Genomic DNA, 18,180 nt, shown 5'->3' on the forward strand with positions numbered 1-18,180 from the left:
TTTACTTGTCAAATAATGTCATCAAATTTCTGGAGGTTTCATTAGAAAAAAATGAAGAGAATATCGGTCGAAAGATAGGAAAAAAGCAAAGAATATTTACCCCGTCAGTTGTACAATATTAATCACCGAATCTAACTCGATCTAATACTAATTCAAAAAAGTTGGCTAAAGTAAGAGTTTAGTAACTAAATTTCTGTTTTTTAAGAGTCTTTAACTAAAGCTGCTTTACTTGTCAAATAATGTCATCAAATTTCTGGAGGTTTCATTAGAAAAAAATGAGTAGAATACTAGCATTTCTCTATGGTTTAGTTTGTTATTTAATATCATTGATAGCTTTTCTATACAGTATTGGTTTTATTGGCAACTTAATAGTTCCAAAAACACTAGATTCTAATTTAGATGTTTCTCTGATTAAGGGTTTATTAATCGATCTTTTATTAATCAGTTTGTTTGCCATTCAACATAGTCTTATGGCACGTCAAAGTTTCAAGAAATGGTGGACAAAAATAATTCCAGAACCTATAGAACGTAGCACTTATGTTTTAATGTCAGGTCTGGCATTATTACTGTTATTTTGGCAATGGCATTCTTTAGGTGGAATTATTTGGAATATACAAAACCCCATAATTTCTAATATTATTTATGGCATTTTTGCCTTGGGATGGTTAATTGTTTTTCTCAGCACATTTATGATTAATCATTTTGATTTATTTGGTTTGCGACAAGTATATTTATATTGGCGCGGTCAGGAATATGAATATTTAGGATTTAGAACTCCTGGATTTTATAAATATATTCGCCATCCAATTATGTTAGGTTTTGTTATTGCTTTTTGGGCAACTCCGTTGATGACAGTTTCTCATCTAGTTTTTGCTATAGGTACAACTATTTATGTGCTAGTAGGTATTAAATTAGAAGAGGAGGATATGATTTCTATTTATGGAAATTTATATCAGGAATATCGGCAGCAAGTTTCCATGTTAATTCCTGTACCCAGGGTAAAATTAACTCAGCAAAAAATTCAGGAATAATCCGTAAAGCATTCAGCCCTAAGCTATCATCTATCAGCTATCAGCTATTAATTCATTGCTTTTGAGCAGGAATTAGTGTGAAATGTAGGATAAAAATGTAGTATAAATTAAGCAAGCATTCGCTTAATTTAGACCTCCTGAAGGGCGAGTTCTCTAAAAAGCTGATAGCTGACTGCTAATAGCTTAATGCTTACCTAAATTATACATTTTTTAATTCTAAATTCAATGCAATATATTGATATTTACTATGAACACAAACAAGAATAAACCTTGGAATGAAAACTGGAAAATTATTAAACAAATTGGTAGTGGTGGTCAGGGTCAAACTTTTTTAGTAAAACCTAGAAAAGATGTGTTTCTATCTAATCAATATGTTCTCAAAAAACTTATTAAGCAAAATGACAATGAAAGACTTAGAAGGATGCACAGAGAAGTTGCTGCTTTAACTACACTAAATCATTCAGGGATACCAAAAATAGTTGATTCAAATTCGGAGCTTTTTGATTCAGATACTCCTCTTTATATGGTAACTGAATTTGTGCCTGGTACAACTTTGTTTAAAACAATAAAAGAAAAAACATTGAACATACAAGATGCTGTGAATTTTGTAATTAAACTATTAGATACAGTTGAGTATTGTCATCAACTTGGAATAGTACATAGAGATATTAAACCTGACAATATTATGGTTAAAAATAATGATCTAAACAATCCAGTGTTAATAGATTTTGGGATTTCATTCAATAAAGTTGATGATTCTGATACTAGCTTAACACTCACATGGCAACAACTAGGAAATAGATTTCTCTCACTTCCAGAACTTTTAGAAAAAAGTAGTTTGCAACGAGACTTTAGGTCAGATATAACGCAAATTTGTGGAATTTTGTTTTTTGTTATTACGGGAAAAAATCCTACTACATTTTTAGACTCTGACGGAAAAAAGCCACATCAGAGACCAGAAATAAAACAGACTTTATCGGTTTTATCTGAATCTATACTAACAAAGACAAATAGAATTTTTGATAGAGCTTTTGATATAAAAATTGACTATCGCTGGCAGTCTATTCCTGCACTTAAAGAAGCTTTGATAGATATTCTAGAATCAGAAAATCAGAAAGATAATAAAATTGAAACTATTAGAGAAAGAATCAGAAATAAGCAATTAGCTGTGAACTCTCATTCTGAACATAGAGAGTTATTTCACACATTAATAAAACAAACTGTAGAACAAATTTCTTATGTAGTGCAAGATGTAGTTAAAGAACTAGGTTCTGACTTTAAAATAAGACCGGGAACAGCAGCTTATACTAAAAGTTATTATAAGCTAATAAATTGGGAAAATTTCAAATTCTCTACACCACATCTTATGAGTGTAGAATTTAATAAGCTGGTAACGAAACGTTTTATGCCTAGCTTTGAAGCTTATATAACAGGAAACGAGTTTATATTTGTGTCAAAATTCAAAGAAAAAGAAATTGAGTTACTAAGAACTTCTTTCAATGATAAACCAGATTTTACTGGTTTTACAGAACGGATCAAAAAGTTTTATTATGAAGGTATAGAGAGTATAATTCCTTATTATGAATCAACCACAACTAACTATCAACAACAGTAACGAAAATTTGTGTGAAATAATCCATCAACGCATCTCTGAATCTCCAAAAAAACAGATTACTTTTGCCGAATATATGGATTTAGTTTTATACCATCCCCAACATGGTTATTATGCAACTCATCCTGTAAATATTGGCAAACAAGGAGACTTTTTAACTTCTCCTCATTGGAGTAACGATTTTGGAGAATTATTAGCAGAACAATTTCTGCAAATGTGGGATATTTTCCAAAGACCTAATAATTTTACTCTGGTAGAAATGGGTGCTGGTAAAGGAATTTTAGCCGAGCAAATTTTAGGTTATCTCCAACAAACACATTTAGATTTTTTCCAAACAATTGAATATCTGATTATTGAAAAATCGGAAGTTTTAAAAGCAGAACAAAAACAACGACTGAATTCATACCAAGTCAAATGGTTTGAGTGGGATGAAATTTCCCATAATTCCATTACAGGTTGTTTCTTTTCCAATGAGTTAGTAGATGCTTTTTCAGTGCATAAATTTATCATAGAAAATGAGGAAATTCGAGAAATTTATGTCACCTCTGACTCTGATGGAAAATTTGTAGAAATAACCGATAAAATTTCAACTCCTGAGATTGCTGAATATTTTAAATTAGTAGATATAGATTTACTTTCATTTCCCAATGTTGAAGGTTATCAAAGTGAAGTAAATTTACAAGCTTTAGATTGGATGAAAATTCTTAGTGATAAATTACTGAAAGGTTATGTATTAACAATTGATTATGGTTATCAAGCAGCACGTTATTATAATCCCGTTAGAAGAGAGGGAACTCTACAATGTTATTATCAACATCACCGAAATAACGACCCTTATTGGAATATTGGGCGACAAGATATTACTGCTCATGTTGATTTTACTGCTTTGGAAAAACAGGGAAATTTGTCAGGATTAGAAACTCTAGGTTTTACTCAACAGGGTTTATTTTTAATGGCGTTAGGTTTGGGAGATAGATTAAATGAACTATCAAATAATCAGGGGTTTTCTATTGAGGAAGTTTTCCGACGTAGGGAGGTATTACATTCATTAATAGATCCAATAGGGTTAGGAAATTTTGGAGTATTAGTGCAGAGCAAAGGTTTAACTGAACAGGAAAAAAAGCAAACTTTGAAAGGTTTAAGTATGCCTCCAATGAGATAAATTTAAGAAGTTAAATATCCTCAAGAGGTATTTGCTGGCAAATGCAAATATTTATTTTTTAAAGCTTCTATAGATATTGCTCTCCATTGCCTTCCATATTACCGAAAAATTAAGGTTTAAAACTTCTCCTTTCAAGGATAAAAAAAGAAAAAAATTCCTCTGAACCAATCCTCTTCTTTTTAAGAAGAGGTAATTGTTAATTGTTAATTGTTAATTATTAATTATTGAATAATACCAATTCCCATGCATTAATGCTATACTTATACAAAACTTCAGTGATTAAATAATTAAACTAAGGTAATTACTTTTTTGTTAGAAAAGAGCAAATTCAGCATTAATTATTGTTGTTTTTATTTCTCCCCCACTCCCCTACTCCCCCACTCCCCTACTCCCCTACTTCAATCAAATGTAGAAAAGTTTTTGAGAAATGGTATAACTAAAGGGTGTCTTATATCCAACTTCTTCAAAGTCTAAATAATAGAATAATTAACAGGCTAGATACCAAGCAGGCAAAAGTTGTCCTGATTGAATTCCATAGGAGCCAACCTGGTTCAAAGTCCATGCGAGCCACTTTTTGTGCAGTTTCATCCATATCATCAACATTCATGGCTTGCAGTTTGTTATTCAAAGGTACGTTAATAGTGAAAGTTGGCAATTGAACAACTAGAAGGTAAACAAGTACCGCTAAGATTATCAGCAGACGCTCCACTCCCTCAAATTGCCGGATGCCAAGCAAAGCTGAGGCCACTAGAGCCACAATTGAACCAACCCAGACTAACACAAAAATCGGCTGATTATTCTGAATAATGCCATCCATTACCTGAAAAGCTCGGATAAACTCGCGATCGCTTAAAGTCTTGATCCCTGGCATGACTACTACAGCAAAAGCAAACACGAAACCTGCTACCAGGGAACACAGCAATGTAGCTAAGATCAATGTAATCTGAAAGACTCCTTCTATTGATTCTATTAACATGGGAAAACCTCTTTCTATTAATTCTATTAACATGGGAAAACCTCATCTTAACGCTTTACTTATGAAAAAGAAAAAAACACTTTGAATAATCAGATTTAGTATTAATTTTATTCCTCGTCTAAGAATAAAGACTCTAAATTACGATACTCACTAACTATTCTCACAATCTCTATTTCCACTTCAGTTACTTGATAAAAAATAATATAACTATCTAAAGGCACATTTCTTAAATTAGGCATAATCTGAGTATAACTCTGCACCATATTAGGAAACTTAATTAAGTTTATAAACTTATCATCAAAGCATTTAATAAAAAGTTCACCTGCTTCTAGACTAAAGTTACTAAAATAATCATAAATCTCATCTAAGTCACGAATAGCTGGTTGAGATAAACTATGTTTATTTACCCTAATTTTCCTCTAGCAACCGCTGAAAATTTTGCTTTAAGAGATAATATCTACCTAAATTATTATTACTTAAAACTCTAAGTAGTAATTTGAATCAGATAGTTGATATATCCGAATGTAGTCTCTACCATATTCTTCTAATGTTTGACTTGTAACTGGTTCAAATAATTCTAAAACCCCTTTTTGTTGTAGTTTTCCTTTAATCCAATGACCTAAAATTTTTAAGTCATCTCTTGACCTCAGATTTTTATAATAATCACCTTGAGTTTTACAGGGAAATACTAAACCATCATCAGTGTAGGCAACAAAATATCCTTTAGGATAAATAGGATTTTTAGTTGTAGCTATATCTACAATAATTTCTACTTCATACCAGTCTCTAGGAATCACAATACCTGTTTTTCTATTCCATCTTCCTTTGCCAAAAAAAGCATTTAAGTTTGACCTTTGTTGCTTATCAACTCTCGCTAAAGATATATCTACATAAGGAAGTTTAGAATCAATAAGTGGTTTTGTTTCAGCTTTCTGAAAAGAAACTTTTTTGCGGTTTTCCTTAACTGATTGAATAATCGGAAATGATTCACATTTAGCAAAATTAACAGATATATTATCAGTTAGTAACCAATTAAGATAAGTTTCTGTTTGATTGATTGTAGTAGCATCACTAATTTTACAAGTAAATTCTAAATTACTAAACAAGCCTCTTTGATAAAAATTTGAAGAACCAGCAAAGTAGAGTAATTCATTTTGATATTTTATCCTATAAATTTTGCCATGAAATGGTGGTGGATTCCAGACAAATCTGATACCTCCACATTTAGGATTTGCAGATAAAACAAAACTATTTAATTCGCCTAATTTATTATAGGTATGTCTGTTTAATCCTTCAAAAATTCCCATCCCAACTAATAATGTAAAATCTCCACCATTATTCACAATTCTTGCGATATCTTCTTGATACTCTTTGACTGTAATTCCTGAAGTATAACCAGATGCAATAGTAACAGCAGTAGCTTCCTTTAAAAGTTTACTAAGTTTCTCTCCAAAAGCACCTCCAAAATCTGGATGATTAGTATAAATAGCCATAATATTAATCTCAAAAATTAGAGTAAACTTAACTGTATTGGTTGTTCATATAATTCTGATTCTGCTAATTTTAATCTTTCTTTAATTGACATAACTTGCAAATGTTTACTGAGACTATATAAATCTATTTTCTGATAATCATTTTTGAATAATGGAATCAAAGATTCAACAATAGAAATAATTCCATCTGGAGGTACTGCATTACCAATTTGTCGTCTAATTTCAGTAAAAGAACCTTCAAAAATAAAATTATCAGGAAATGTTTGTAACCTTGCTCTTTCTCTATTTGTTAAAGACCTTGGTTCAGGATAATGATAACCCCATGTTCCGCCACCCCCACCAGCAATAATTGTAGCAGCAGGTTTGTCTGGATGAATGCGTCGATAAACATGACTAATCATTCCTTTTACATAGTAGGGACTATCTTTAGGAATATCTCTAAAATTACCTCCTGCTTTTATCCTTTTCAATATTTCAATTGTTCGAGGTTGAATTTTTTGATGTTCATTATTGTCAGGAACTTTTTCTACATTTTTAAGTGCTTTACCAGCAGTTATATGTGGATATTTCCGACTAATACCATATTCTGGTGCAGGATGAATAAAATTAAAACCAGTATCCATTCTAATCCCAACTAAAATTACTCTTTCCCGAAACTGAGGTACTCCATAATCAGCAAAATTATATAGTTTAGGTTTAACTAAATAACCTGGAGATATACTTTCAAAATCAGATATTATTTGTTGAATTGCTTGATGTTTATTCGCACTTAATAAACCTTTGACATTTTCTGCTATAAATGCCTTTGGTTTTTTCCGTTTAACAAATTCTAAAAAATAGGTATATAAATTGCCTCTAGTACCTTCTAAACCTGGACGTTTCCAAATCATAGAAAAATCCTGACAAGGGAAACCACCTGTAATTAAATCTGCTTCGGGAACTTTACTAATATCTATGTTTTCAATTTGATTATGCTCTATAACATCAGCAATATTTTTCTTAAAAGTTTGACAGGCATAAAAATTAGAATCAATTGCCCAAACCACCTTAAATCCTGCCTTATGAAATGGTAAATCCATTCCTCCACAACCAGAAAATAAAGAGATTATTTTTGGTGCTTGATTCCAATGTATATTTTCTAAACGCTCAATCAACATTTTATTCAAAAGTCATAAGACTACTATATTTGGCAATCTAAATTATATAGTCTTTTCAAATGAGATGTAAATCTACATAGCATTTTTTTATTACAAAAAAAATCTTTCTTGAGTAGCCACTAATCCTTGTGGAAGGCTACTATTTAATTAATGCTGTTTTCCATTCTTTACTATTCCCTATTCCCTTTTTAATAGAATTGGATGGATTATAGACAAAAATTCTAATTTAAGATATATTAATAAAATTAAGAAAAAAATGATAAAATACTAAAATTATCAAAATACCCACCAAATAAAATTTTGGCAAGGAGATTAATCAATGAAAACTACTCAAGAAATAGGGCAAAAACAAAGCCGCTATAGAGGACTCACACAAGCTGAGGTTGAGGCAAGTAGACAAAAGTATGGCTCTAATTTATTAACACCCCCCAAGCGATCCCCGTGGTGGAAATTATGGTTAGAAAAGTTCGATGACCCAGTAATTAGAATTCTAATTATAGCTGCAGTTATTGCCATTACGGTCGGAATTTTTGAAGGGAATTATGTAGAAGGTTTAGGTATTATTGCTGCTATTCTACTAGCTACAACTGTTGCTTTTTTGAATGAATATAAAGCTAGTAAAGAATTCGATATTCTGAACCAAGTAAATGATGAAATACCAATCACAGTAATTCGTGATAATAACGTTACAACTATTCCGAAAAAAGACTTAGTAGTAGGAGATTTTGTACTAATAGAAACAGGGGACGAAATACCAGCAGATGGTCAAGTAATAGAAGCAGTTTCTCTACAAGTAAACGAAGCAAGTTTAACAGGAGAAGCAATACCTGTTACCAAAACAGCAAATGCAAATTTATCTTCTAACAACCATACTAACTACGCTTATCCTCCCAACCAAGTCTTGCGTGATACCATAGTCAATGATGGACATGGAATCATCGAAATCACAGCAGTTGGGGATGAGACAGAAATCGGTAAAACTGCTAGATGCATTCTTGATATTACAGATGTAGAAACGCCTCTAAATCTCCAACTCGAACGCCTCAGTAATTTGATTGGTATCCTCGGTTTAGGGATAGCAGTCTTAATTGATATTGCCTTAGTAGCAAGAGGTATCCTCACAGGAGAACTTAACCTTACCTTGGGACAATGGTATATTATTAGTATTCTAGTCATTGGATTACTTATTGCTATAACTAGAGTCTGGTTGCCAATAATTGTAGATGGATTAGAATCAATAGGCAAAGAAATAGAAGTACCAGAATGGTTGGAAGATGATAGTGCCATCGCCTGGTTAAAAAATGTTTTGATAGCCCTGGCAATATCTGGCATCGGTATCGGAGTCGGTTACTATTTAGAATGGGTTCCCACTTCTCCCGCTGACTGGATAACTTCCGATATCGCCCTCAAATTCCTAACATACTTTATGATTGCAGTTGCAGTCATAGTTGTTGCCGTACCGGAAGGATTAGCTCTAAGCGTTACCCTCAGTCTCGCCTACAGTATGCAGAAGATGACTAAACAGAATAATCTGGTTCGTCGGATGCAGGCTTGCGAAACTATCGGTGCCACAACAGTGATTTGTTCTGATAAAACAGGTACATTGACTGAAAACAAAATGCAGGTGAGTGATGTACATTTTCCCAGTTTTAATTCTGGCACTCTCAATGCTGACAATATTATAGTTGAAGCTATCTGTGCCAACAGTACAGCTAACTTAGAACACAAAAAAGGCGAAGAGTCTATTCCTCTGGGAGACCATACAGAAGCAGCTTTGCTATTGTGGTTAGAAGAAAACAAAATTGACTATATTGACAAACGAGAAAATTTTGACATTATCAGTCAGTTAACTTTTTCCTCAGACAGAAAGTACATGGCAACTCTTGGAGTTTCCCCCACTACAGGTGAAAAAATACTCCATATTAAAGGTGCGCCAGAACTATTGCTCGCGAGTTGCAATCAAATTCTCACCTCAGATGGAGTTAAACCTTTTGCAAATTCTCAAAGAGTATCTATCGCAGCAGAGTTAAATAAGTATGAAACTATTGGTAGACGCACTTTGGGATTTGCTTATATTAGAGATCCTCAAAACTATCAACAAGGAAATGAACTGGAACAATATCACGATTTGATTTTGCTAGGTTTTGTGGCGATCGCTGATCCAGTGCGAGAGGAAGTACCGCCAGCAGTACAAATCTGTCAAAAAGCTGGGGTCAAAGTCAAAATGATTACTGGAGATAGTCGTTTGACAGCAATGGAAGTTGCCCGTGAAATTGGTATTATGGGTGAGAACGAGCATAATGATTATTGCATCACTGGTAATAAACTCCGTGAATTGGATGATGAAGCAGCTTTGGCAGTAGTGAAAACAGCTAAGGTGATTGCTAGAGCGCGACCACAGGATAAGCAACGTATTGTACAACTTCTACAAGCAAGTGGGGAAGTTGTGGCAGTTACAGGTGATGGCACCAATGATGCGCCTGCATTAAACCAAGCGCAGGTAGGTTTATCAATGGGTAGTGGTACTTCTGTTGCTAAGGAAGCAAGCGATATCATAATTTTGAATGACTCATTTGCCAGTATTGAAAATGGAGTTATGTGGGGGCGATCGCTTTACCAAAACATTCAAAAGTTTATCCTTTTCCAGTTAACAATAAATGTTGCTGCTTGTGGGATAGCTTTATTAGGTCCGTTTATTGGAATTAATCTGCCATTTACTGTAATTCAATTATTGTGGGTAAATTTAATTATGGATACTTTTGCTGCATTAGCTTTAGCAACAGAACCACCTAATCAAAAAGTCATGGAGAAAGCACCGAGAAATCCTGAAGAATTTATTATTTCCCAACCAATGACGGTGAGTATTTTCTCAGTAGCATCAATATTCTTAGTGTTTTTTGTCGGTTTCTTGCTATATATTCAGCAAGACAATGTAGTAACGCCTTACGAACTATCTCTATTTTTCTCCACATTTGTGATGTTGCAGTTTTGGAATATGTTTAATGCCAAATGTTTTGGTTTAAGGGAATCTGCATTTTCTAGTATTAGTAAAAATGGCAGTTTTGTAGCGATCGCTGCATTTATTTTCGTAGGGCAAATTGTGATGGTTCAATATGGTGGAGATGTGTTTAGAACAGTTCCTTTATCTTTAAGAGATTGGTTAATAATTATTGGCGGTACTTCTGTTGTATTGTGGGTTGGAGAAATTTGGCGGATGATTCAAATGCGGTTTAAAGTTTCTTAAAAAGTAGTAGGGTGGTTGATTAATTGATAATGGATAATTACCTCTTTAACAATTGATAATGAACAATGGATAATGGATAATTATTTCTGACCTAATTATCAATTATTATAGCGGTTTTCACAAAGGTAGACTACAAACCTTCTTCCTTCTTCCTTCTTCCTTCTTCCTTCTTACTTCTTCCTTTAAACGCAAATCTCTGTAGTCTATATTAATGAAAACTCCTATGATTATTAGGAAAGGCTTTAAACCTTTGGGGATTAATTATCAATTATCAATTATCTCTTGGTAAATATAGCAAAATTATGAATTTTCAATTCAGAAATTAAATTCATAGAATAGACTATATTTCATAAGAGCGAGAATGTCTGCGCCACTAATAACAACTGCAATACTTACTCAAGACTTCAGTTATTAAGTAATAAATAAGTAAGAGTAATATTTTTCAGGATTAGTTGCCAAAGCGCAAGGATATATTCTGCCTAAAAACCCTACTCCCTACTCCCTCCCCTCAAAAAAATGTAACAAACATTTATCAATTTGCTATTCAAGTATATTTCTGATTTTTAGTTAATAAAAAGCCCTCTAATATTTATAGAGGGCTTTCTTAAATTCAGTATTGTTAGACTAGGTAGATCAACAACCCACTATCAAAACTAACCCAATACTTCCCTAGCTTTAGCAACAATATTATCAACAGTGAAGCCAAACTTCTCCAGTACAACACCACCAGGAGCAGAAGCACCAAAAGTATCAACACTCAAAGTCGCACCTTCATCAGTCACATAACGATGCCAACCAAAACTAACACCTGCTTCCACTGCCAAACGCTTTTTCACAGACGCAGGGAAAACAGACTCCTTATAAGCCGCATCTTGCTCTTCAAATAATTCCCAACATGGCATAGAAACCACCCGAACCTTCTTACCTTCAGCACGGAGTTTTTCACCAGCATCAACACATTGGTAAGTTTCTCCACCAGTACCAATAATAATAATGTCAGGAGTACCTTCGCTGTCAGTCAGAATATAAGCACCTTTAGCAACCCCATCAATGGAACTACCAGCTAAATTAGGCAAACCTTGACGAGATAATGCTAATAAAGTAGGTTGAGGATGAGAAGATTTAGCTTTTTCTACTGCAACCTTGTATGCACCAGAAGTTTCATTACCATCAGCAGGACGCATCACAAGTAATTGTGGAATTAAACGTAAAGATGCAATATGCTCAACTGGTTGGTGAGTTGGTCCGTCTTCACCTAAAGCAATGGAGTCATGAGTCATTACCCAGATTACACCAGCTTCAGCTAAAGCAGATAAACGGATAGAATTCCGCATATAATCTGTGAACACCAAGAAAGTTGCACCATAAGGAATTAACCCAGAACCGTGTAGAGCAATACCGTTACAAATAGCTCCCATACCATGTTCCCGCACACCAAAACGCATATTACGGTTTTGGTATTGACCTTTTTGGAAATCTCCTAAACCTTTAAGCAAAGTCTTGTTAGAAGGAGCTAAGTCAGCGGAACCACCAATTAATTCTGGTAAAACTCCAGCTATAGCATTTAGTGTTGCACCAGACTGGTTACGAGTAGCATCTTTCTTACTTTCAGGAGTATATTTAGGTAGTGCATCCGCCCAACCTTCAGGTAATTTGCCACTTACCATCCGTTCCAAAGTAGCTGCATCTTCAGGATACTTAGACTTATACTCAGAGAATAACTTATCCCATTCTTCCTGATATTTTGCACCTCGATCAACTGCTTTGCGGAAATGACTCAGAGCATCCGCAGGAACTTCAAACTCTGGATATTCCCAACCAAGATTTTTACGAGTAGCTGCTACTTCATCAGGTCCGAGTGCTGCACCGTGAACATCATGGGTATCAGCTTTGTTAGGAGAACCATAACCAATAAGAGTAGTAACTTTAATCAGGGAAGGTTTGTCAGTAACCGCTTTTGCTTTTTCAATAGCATCAGCGATGGCATCTAAACCAGTATTACCATCAACAACATGCTGAACGTGCCAACCATAAGCTTCAAAACGCTTACTTACATCTTCAGTAAAGGAGATGTCAGTATGACCATCAATAGAAATATGGTTATCATCATAGAAAGCAATTAACTTACCTAAACCCCAGTGTCCCGCTAGAGAAGCAGCCTCACCAGAAATACCTTCCATGTTACAACCATCACCCATAATCACATAAGTGTAATGGTCAATCAAATTACAATCTGGCTTATTGAATGTAGCAGCTAAATGGGCCTCTGCTGCTGCTAATCCGACGGCGTTGGCAATACCTTGTCCTAGTGGACCTGTAGTAACTTCGATACCTTCAGTAATATGATTTTCTGGGTGGCCAGGAGTTTTAGAATCCCACTGACGGAATTGTTTAATTTCCTCCATAGGTACACTGTCAAAACCTGTGAGGTGCATAAGAGCGTACAGTAACATACAGCCGTGGCCAGCAGAGAGAACGAAGCGATCGCGATTTAACCACTTAGGATTTTTAGGGTTAAAGCGCATAAACTTATCCCAGAGGACAAAGGCCATTGGTGCAGCACCCATTGGTAGTCCTGGGTGGCCAGAATTAGCTTTTTGGACAGCATCAATTGCTAAGAAGCGGATTGAGTTAATACAAAGTTCTTCGAGTGATTGAGTTGCAACAGCCATAGTTATCGTTTCTATATACTTAATAGATGTGAATGCCGGAGCCTATAAACCAGATATTTTTCTACAGTAATATTTGTCTGGAATTTTTCTCAGGCCATATACATTACAAATCATCTCACTTGTGGGGAACTCTAGGCAAGAGAAGTAGTCAAGTTAAAAATTTTCCGGCCATCTAGAAGTTAAGCCGATCAAAATAACTGGTTAACACAACCTCGCCTTTTAAGGCGAAATGTTTTTGGAGGGTTGCTCTAAGTCCTCGTTACAAAAACAACTTCTGTACGTCACCCTATCGACGGCTCCCCTATCTGACTTCTGACTTCGTTAAAGTGTGGACTTCATTATTGATTGTTAGGGTAAGGATTTCATGGTAGTGTTAAATTAACCTATTTTTTGATTAACAATCTATTCAGCAAAGGTTAATATTTTCCTATTTCAGGGTCATTTCAGTTATAAGTTATTACTATCTCCTACTGAAAGCTATCCCTTATCAGGAACTCCTAATATAGAATCCGGGTAATTAGTTATCGTATTGCGGAGGAGTCAGTCCTCGTAGGGGCGTTTTCCTGACGGAATGCTCCGCAAACATGTCGCGCAGCGAAACGGCCGTTAGCTTCGCATAACTATCGTTAACGCCCGTACAGGAGTCAGGAGAAATATTGGATTTGAAATATTAAATTATATAATTCCTATTCAATAGAAAACTTGTCTTAATGAAGAAGTAGTTTTGCAATTACTGTATAACCGGATTTTATATAAAACCCTTTTGCGATAGAGAGATGGGGAGGTCGGGGGATAAAAGCCTCTAATTAGGGTTTGCGCTCAAAAGTCTTATGGGTGAGGGTAGGAGTCAGGAGTCAGGAGTCGTACAGGCGAATGGCGATTCGCCCGTACAGGAGGAATGGGTATGGGAGCGAGGAGGCAGGAAGAAGAACTATCCCTTGATTTTTCTGTTATAGTCAACCCAAAATCCTAACTTTTTGACCATCAAGCAGCTCAAAACCAGGTACTTTTTCCAGACTTAAAAAGTTTAAGACCTTTATCTGTCAATGCTTTGATATTTAACCAGTAAACCCTAATTAAATACGTTGAATAATCACATAACTTCTTTCTAATGTCTACGTTTTATCTTAAGAAAGATGTTTATAAAGCATAGTATTGAACGGAAGGATTAAGACCTTATTTTTTGGCCAGGGTAAAAAATTTGTGAGATGGGTCTCTCTCTGCCTGTGGAGGCTGAGTCAGACCAAAATACTTTTAAGTATTGATGTATTGGCCACTCTATCAGGAAGTCAACAGCAAACACTGTTTGCTGTTGGCTACTTTCATATGTATTTTTTAAATGCTAGAGTAACATTATGGCCTCCAAATCCAAATGAGTTGGATAAGGCTGCTTCTACCTTTTTCTCAATATGTGTATGGGGGACATAATTTAGGTCACATTCTGGATCGGGATTATCCAAATTAATGGTTGGTGGGATTTTGTCATTGGCGATCGCCATTACCGTCGCCACAGCTTCAATACCCCCAGAACCTCCTAACAAATGACCAGTCATTGACTTAGTTGAACTAATTGCTACCTTATAAGCACTTTCACCTAGTGCCTTTTTAATCGCTTTTGTTTCTGTTGGGTCATTTGCTGATGTACTTGTGCCGTGAGCATTTATATAACTAATTTCTTCAGGAGTTAAGCCACCATCTTTAATTGCCAACTGAATAGCTCTAGTTGCCCCTTCTCCATCTTGAGGTGGGGCCGTCATGTGGTAGGCATCACAGGTCATGCCATAACCAACAATCTCTCCATATATCCTTGCTCCACGACTCTGGGCATATTCTAATTCTTCTAGGAGGAGAATACCTACTCCTTCACCTATAACAAAGCCATCGCGATCGCGGTCAAAAGGACGACTTGCATGAGTCGGGTCATCATTACGAGTAGACAAAGCCTTGGCAGAAGCAAATCCTGCTAATCCCAAAGGTGTTACTGGTGATTCAGTTCCACCACAAATCATTGCTTGAGCATATCCTCTTTGGATTAAGCGGAAAGCATCTCCTACAGCATGTGACCCAGAAGTACAAGCAGTTACTGGACATGAGTTAGGCCCTTTAGCTCCAGTATGAATTGCCGTTAACCCGGCAGCCATATTAGCAATCATCATCGGGACCATAAAAGGGCTACATCTACCTGGGCCACGAGTCAAATATATTTCCTGCTGGTCTTCTAAGACTTTAATGCCACCCACCCCAGTACCAATCATTACCCCCACCTGTTCCGCGTTCAGGTCGTTAATTTCAAATTTGGCATCAGCAATTGCTTGTTTGCTAGCTACAACTGCAAACTGAGCAAAGCGGTCCATGTGTTTTGCCTGTTTGCGATCCATGTAGTCGTGAGGGTCAAATCCTTTTACCTCTCCAGCAATACGAGATTTGTGTTTAGAAGCATCAAACAGGGTTATTGGGCTTATACCACTTTTACCTTTCAATAACCCATCCCAATAATCAGATAGAGTGTTGCCAATTGGTGTTATTGCACCCATTCCTGTGACAACTACCCGTTTAAGTTCAAAATTTGTCATAATTTTCTTTTCCTAAAATTCCACACCCACAAGGCAGAAACTTAAGGTTTTGAGGACAATATTAATATTATGCTTTTGCTTTTGTTTGCTCCTCAATATAATCTACAGCAGCTTGGACAGTACCAATTTGTTCTGCTTTCTCATCTGGAATCTCGATATCAAATTCTTCTTCTAATGCCATAACTAATTCTACAGTATCTAAAGAATCAGCTCCTAAATCATTGGCAAAGTTAGCTTCTGGCTGTACTTTTTCTTTATCAACTTCCAGTTGTTTAGCCACAATGTCCTGTACTTTGCCCATAATTTCTATGCTCATAAAATTTTCTCCTTACTTTAAATTATTTAGATGTTGCGTTTCCGATTTTATCCGAAACTCGGTTCAAGCTAAACACTCATTATGCCAATTAAATAACTGAATATTTGTTGACATCCTCGTTCTGCCTAAAGGCATAAAAATATACCGAGTGTTAACTATGCAGTGGGTTGACGCTTCATTTTATCCTGCTAACTTAGCGTTAGTCTGACGCTTTTCTCCACGTCCGTTTTTTGTCTAGTGAATGCCCTCCGCATTGAAGTAGCAGTTAGCACTCAGCTAGCCTCCGGGGTCGGAAGTGCCTCTTGCCTCCTTCAGAGGAGCTATCCTAGGTCATGCTCCGCATTTCCTGACGGAATGCTCCGCAAACATGTCGGCTCTTAGCCGAAACGCAATTCAAGTCTCTCCACGAAACGTTAACAGCTTATTCTTGGTGTCTAATGGGGGGTGTTGACCCCCACGCAAAGCGCACCACTAATTTTTCGCTCCTCTTGTGGGGTACTTAAACCCTTGGATTTTTAGCTGTTAACATAGTTCCGACCTAGGAGGCTAGCTAAATGCTGATAGCTAATAGCTACTTAAAACTCCCCCAGTAAAGGAGGAGATTTCAATCCTGTTTTTTTCAATCAATTTCTTTAACTTTTCACAAATATCACAAGCTTATTACTGTTGTCAAAGTATTTCCTTGTTTTATTTGCCAACTACATTATAGAAATCACAAACTTATATTATAAACAGTGATAAAATTAATATCACAAATCATAAGTCATGTTTATAAAATATTGTTCCTATACCTATATTAGTTAATCTCATGCCTTCTAAAACATTGCAATATGCTTACTTTCCTGGTTGTGTAGCTCAAGGTGCTTGCCGAGAGCTTTATCAGTCTACCCAAGCTCTTACCCAAGTCCTGGGAATAGAGCTAATAGAACTGAAAAAGGCTGCTTGTTGTGGTTCTGGCACTTTTAAAGAAGACTCTCAATTACTAGAAGATACTGTTAATGCCCGTAACATAGCTTTAGCGGAAGAACTAAACTTGCCATTACTAACCCACTGTAGCACTTGTCAAGGTGTTATTGGCCATGTAGATGAGCGTCTTAAAGAATCCCAACAAACTGAGCCAGCTTACCTAGAACAAATCAATGGCCTCTTACAAAAAGAAAGTTGTTCTCCCTATCAAGGTAGTACAGAAGTTAAACATATACTTTGGGCGTTAGTGGCAGATTATGGTCTCGAAGAAATCCAAAATCGTGTCACCCGCAAGCTCTCTGGCCTTAAATGTGCTGCCTTCTATGGTTGTTATTTACTTAGAGGGCAAACTAATTTGGTTTATGATGACCCCTATCAACCAGAATCTATGGAAAATGTGTTTCGGGCTATTGGGGCGACTCCTATTTATTATCGAGGTCGGACTCAATGTTGTGGTTGGCCTCTTTCTAGTTATGCCACTAATCAGTCTTTTCAAATGGCTGGAACTCATGTTAGTGAGGCTATTGACAAGGGTGCAGATTGTATGGTAACTCCTTGTCCTCTGTGTCACTTAAATTTAGATTCCCGTCAACCAGAGGTAGAGAAAGTGATCGGACGTAAGTTGGGTTTACCAGTGTTACACTTACCCCAATTAATAGGTTTAGCTTTAGGCATTTCTCCAAAGGAACTAGGATTAGACCGTCATGTAGTGTCAACTCGTCCAGTCTTAGAAAAGTTGGGACTTTGAATTTTTTGGAGAAGGAGTCAGGAGGGTGGGAAGTGTGGGGAAATCGAATCTTGTCTGCTCATCTATAAATTGATATGCAGGTGCTTTAGGGACTAAAAAGCTAGCACTTTTTTGATTCTAAAAAGGCAAAATCCTTTATTTTTAGATACTTTGAGGTTTCATTAGCAAGTTGTAATTATATGGGAATTTAACATATCGCATTTCTCAAGTTACTGAGGTACAGTTGTTCT

At 35.8% G+C, this 18,180-nt stretch carries 12 protein-coding genes; 5 read left to right on the plus strand and 7 right to left on the minus strand.

Annotated elements, in window-relative coordinates; genetic code table 11:
* Window positions 1-275 precede the first annotated feature (275 nt).
* The 3 genes from mddA to ACP6PK_RS09680 all read left to right on the plus strand — a co-directional run bounded on the left by mddA (window position 276) and on the right by ACP6PK_RS09680 (window position 3,805).
* A complete protein-coding gene (gene mddA / locus ACP6PK_RS09670; RefSeq protein ID WP_426559419.1) occupies window positions 276-1,031 on the plus strand; it encodes a methanethiol S-methyltransferase in 756 nt (251 codons plus the stop codon).
* 247 nt (window positions 1,032-1,278) lie between these two features.
* Window positions 1,279-2,646 (plus strand): serine/threonine-protein kinase, encoded by a 1,368-nt coding sequence (locus tag ACP6PK_RS09675; protein ID WP_426559420.1) that lies wholly within the window; start codon window positions 1,279-1,281, stop codon window positions 2,644-2,646.
* The gene (locus tag ACP6PK_RS09680) at window positions 2,612-3,805 is read left to right on the plus strand and encodes a class I SAM-dependent methyltransferase (RefSeq protein WP_426559421.1); all 1,194 of its coding nucleotides are present in this window, start codon (window positions 2,612-2,614) and stop codon (window positions 3,803-3,805) included. Before ACP6PK_RS09675 ends, ACP6PK_RS09680 begins: the two co-directional genes overlap by 35 nt.
* Before the next feature lie 463 nt (window positions 3,806-4,268).
* Here ACP6PK_RS09680 and ACP6PK_RS09685 read toward each other — a convergent pair whose 3' ends face one another.
* The 4 genes from ACP6PK_RS09685 to ACP6PK_RS09700 form a co-directional block, all read right to left on the minus strand.
* Window positions 4,269-4,814: an anthrone oxygenase family protein gene (locus ACP6PK_RS09685; protein WP_426559422.1), complete on the minus strand. Its 546-nt coding sequence runs from the start codon at window positions 4,812-4,814 to the stop codon at window positions 4,269-4,271.
* Window positions 4,815-4,888: 74 nt separating this feature from the next.
* Window positions 4,889-5,194 carry a type II toxin-antitoxin system RelE/ParE family toxin gene (locus ACP6PK_RS09690; protein WP_426559448.1) on the minus strand — a complete coding sequence of 102 codons (306 nt, stop codon included), beginning with the start codon at window positions 5,192-5,194 and terminating at the stop codon, window positions 4,889-4,891.
* A gap of 63 nt (window positions 5,195-5,257) precedes the next feature.
* The gene (locus tag ACP6PK_RS09695) at window positions 5,258-6,274 is read right to left on the minus strand and encodes a restriction endonuclease PLD domain-containing protein (protein ID WP_426559423.1); all 1,017 of its coding nucleotides are present in this window, start codon (window positions 6,272-6,274) and stop codon (window positions 5,258-5,260) included.
* 17 nt (window positions 6,275-6,291) lie between these two features.
* On the minus strand, window positions 6,292-7,431 hold the full coding sequence (locus ACP6PK_RS09700; protein ID WP_426559424.1) for a DNA cytosine methyltransferase: 1,140 nt from the start codon (window positions 7,429-7,431) through the stop codon (window positions 6,292-6,294).
* A gap of 319 nt (window positions 7,432-7,750) precedes the next feature.
* Here ACP6PK_RS09700 and ACP6PK_RS09705 point away from each other — a divergent pair, with 319 nt between their 5' ends.
* Window positions 7,751-10,675 (plus strand): calcium-translocating P-type ATPase, PMCA-type, encoded by a 2,925-nt coding sequence (locus tag ACP6PK_RS09705; protein WP_426559425.1) that lies wholly within the window; start codon window positions 7,751-7,753, stop codon window positions 10,673-10,675.
* Between the two features lie 653 nt (window positions 10,676-11,328).
* On the opposite strand, the gene tkt is transcribed toward ACP6PK_RS09705, so the two are convergent.
* The 3 genes from tkt to acpP all read right to left on the minus strand — a co-directional run bounded on the left by tkt (window position 11,329) and on the right by acpP (window position 16,236).
* Window positions 11,329-13,347: a transketolase gene (gene tkt / locus ACP6PK_RS09710; RefSeq protein ID WP_094678061.1), complete on the minus strand. Its 2,019-nt coding sequence runs from the start codon at window positions 13,345-13,347 to the stop codon at window positions 11,329-11,331.
* Between the two features lie 1,322 nt (window positions 13,348-14,669).
* Window positions 14,670-15,920 (minus strand): beta-ketoacyl-ACP synthase II, encoded by a 1,251-nt coding sequence (gene fabF / locus ACP6PK_RS09715; RefSeq protein ID WP_426559426.1) that lies wholly within the window; start codon window positions 15,918-15,920, stop codon window positions 14,670-14,672.
* A 67-nt stretch (window positions 15,921-15,987) separates the two neighbouring features.
* Window positions 15,988-16,236 carry an acyl carrier protein gene (acpP, locus tag ACP6PK_RS09720; RefSeq protein ID WP_094678065.1) on the minus strand — a complete coding sequence of 83 codons (249 nt, stop codon included), beginning with the start codon at window positions 16,234-16,236 and terminating at the stop codon, window positions 15,988-15,990.
* 808 nt (window positions 16,237-17,044) lie between these two features.
* On the opposite strand from acpP, the gene ACP6PK_RS09725 reads away from it, so the two are divergent.
* Window positions 17,045-17,950 carry a CoB--CoM heterodisulfide reductase iron-sulfur subunit B family protein gene (locus ACP6PK_RS09725; RefSeq protein WP_426559427.1) on the plus strand — a complete coding sequence of 302 codons (906 nt, stop codon included), beginning with the start codon at window positions 17,045-17,047 and terminating at the stop codon, window positions 17,948-17,950.
* Window positions 17,951-18,180 lie beyond the last annotated feature (230 nt).

Origin of the sequence: Dapis hubbardiae BLCC-M172, from assembly GCF_050016015.1 — a bacterium.
Lineage (GTDB): Bacteria > Cyanobacteriota > Cyanobacteriia > Cyanobacteriales > Microcoleaceae > Trichodesmium.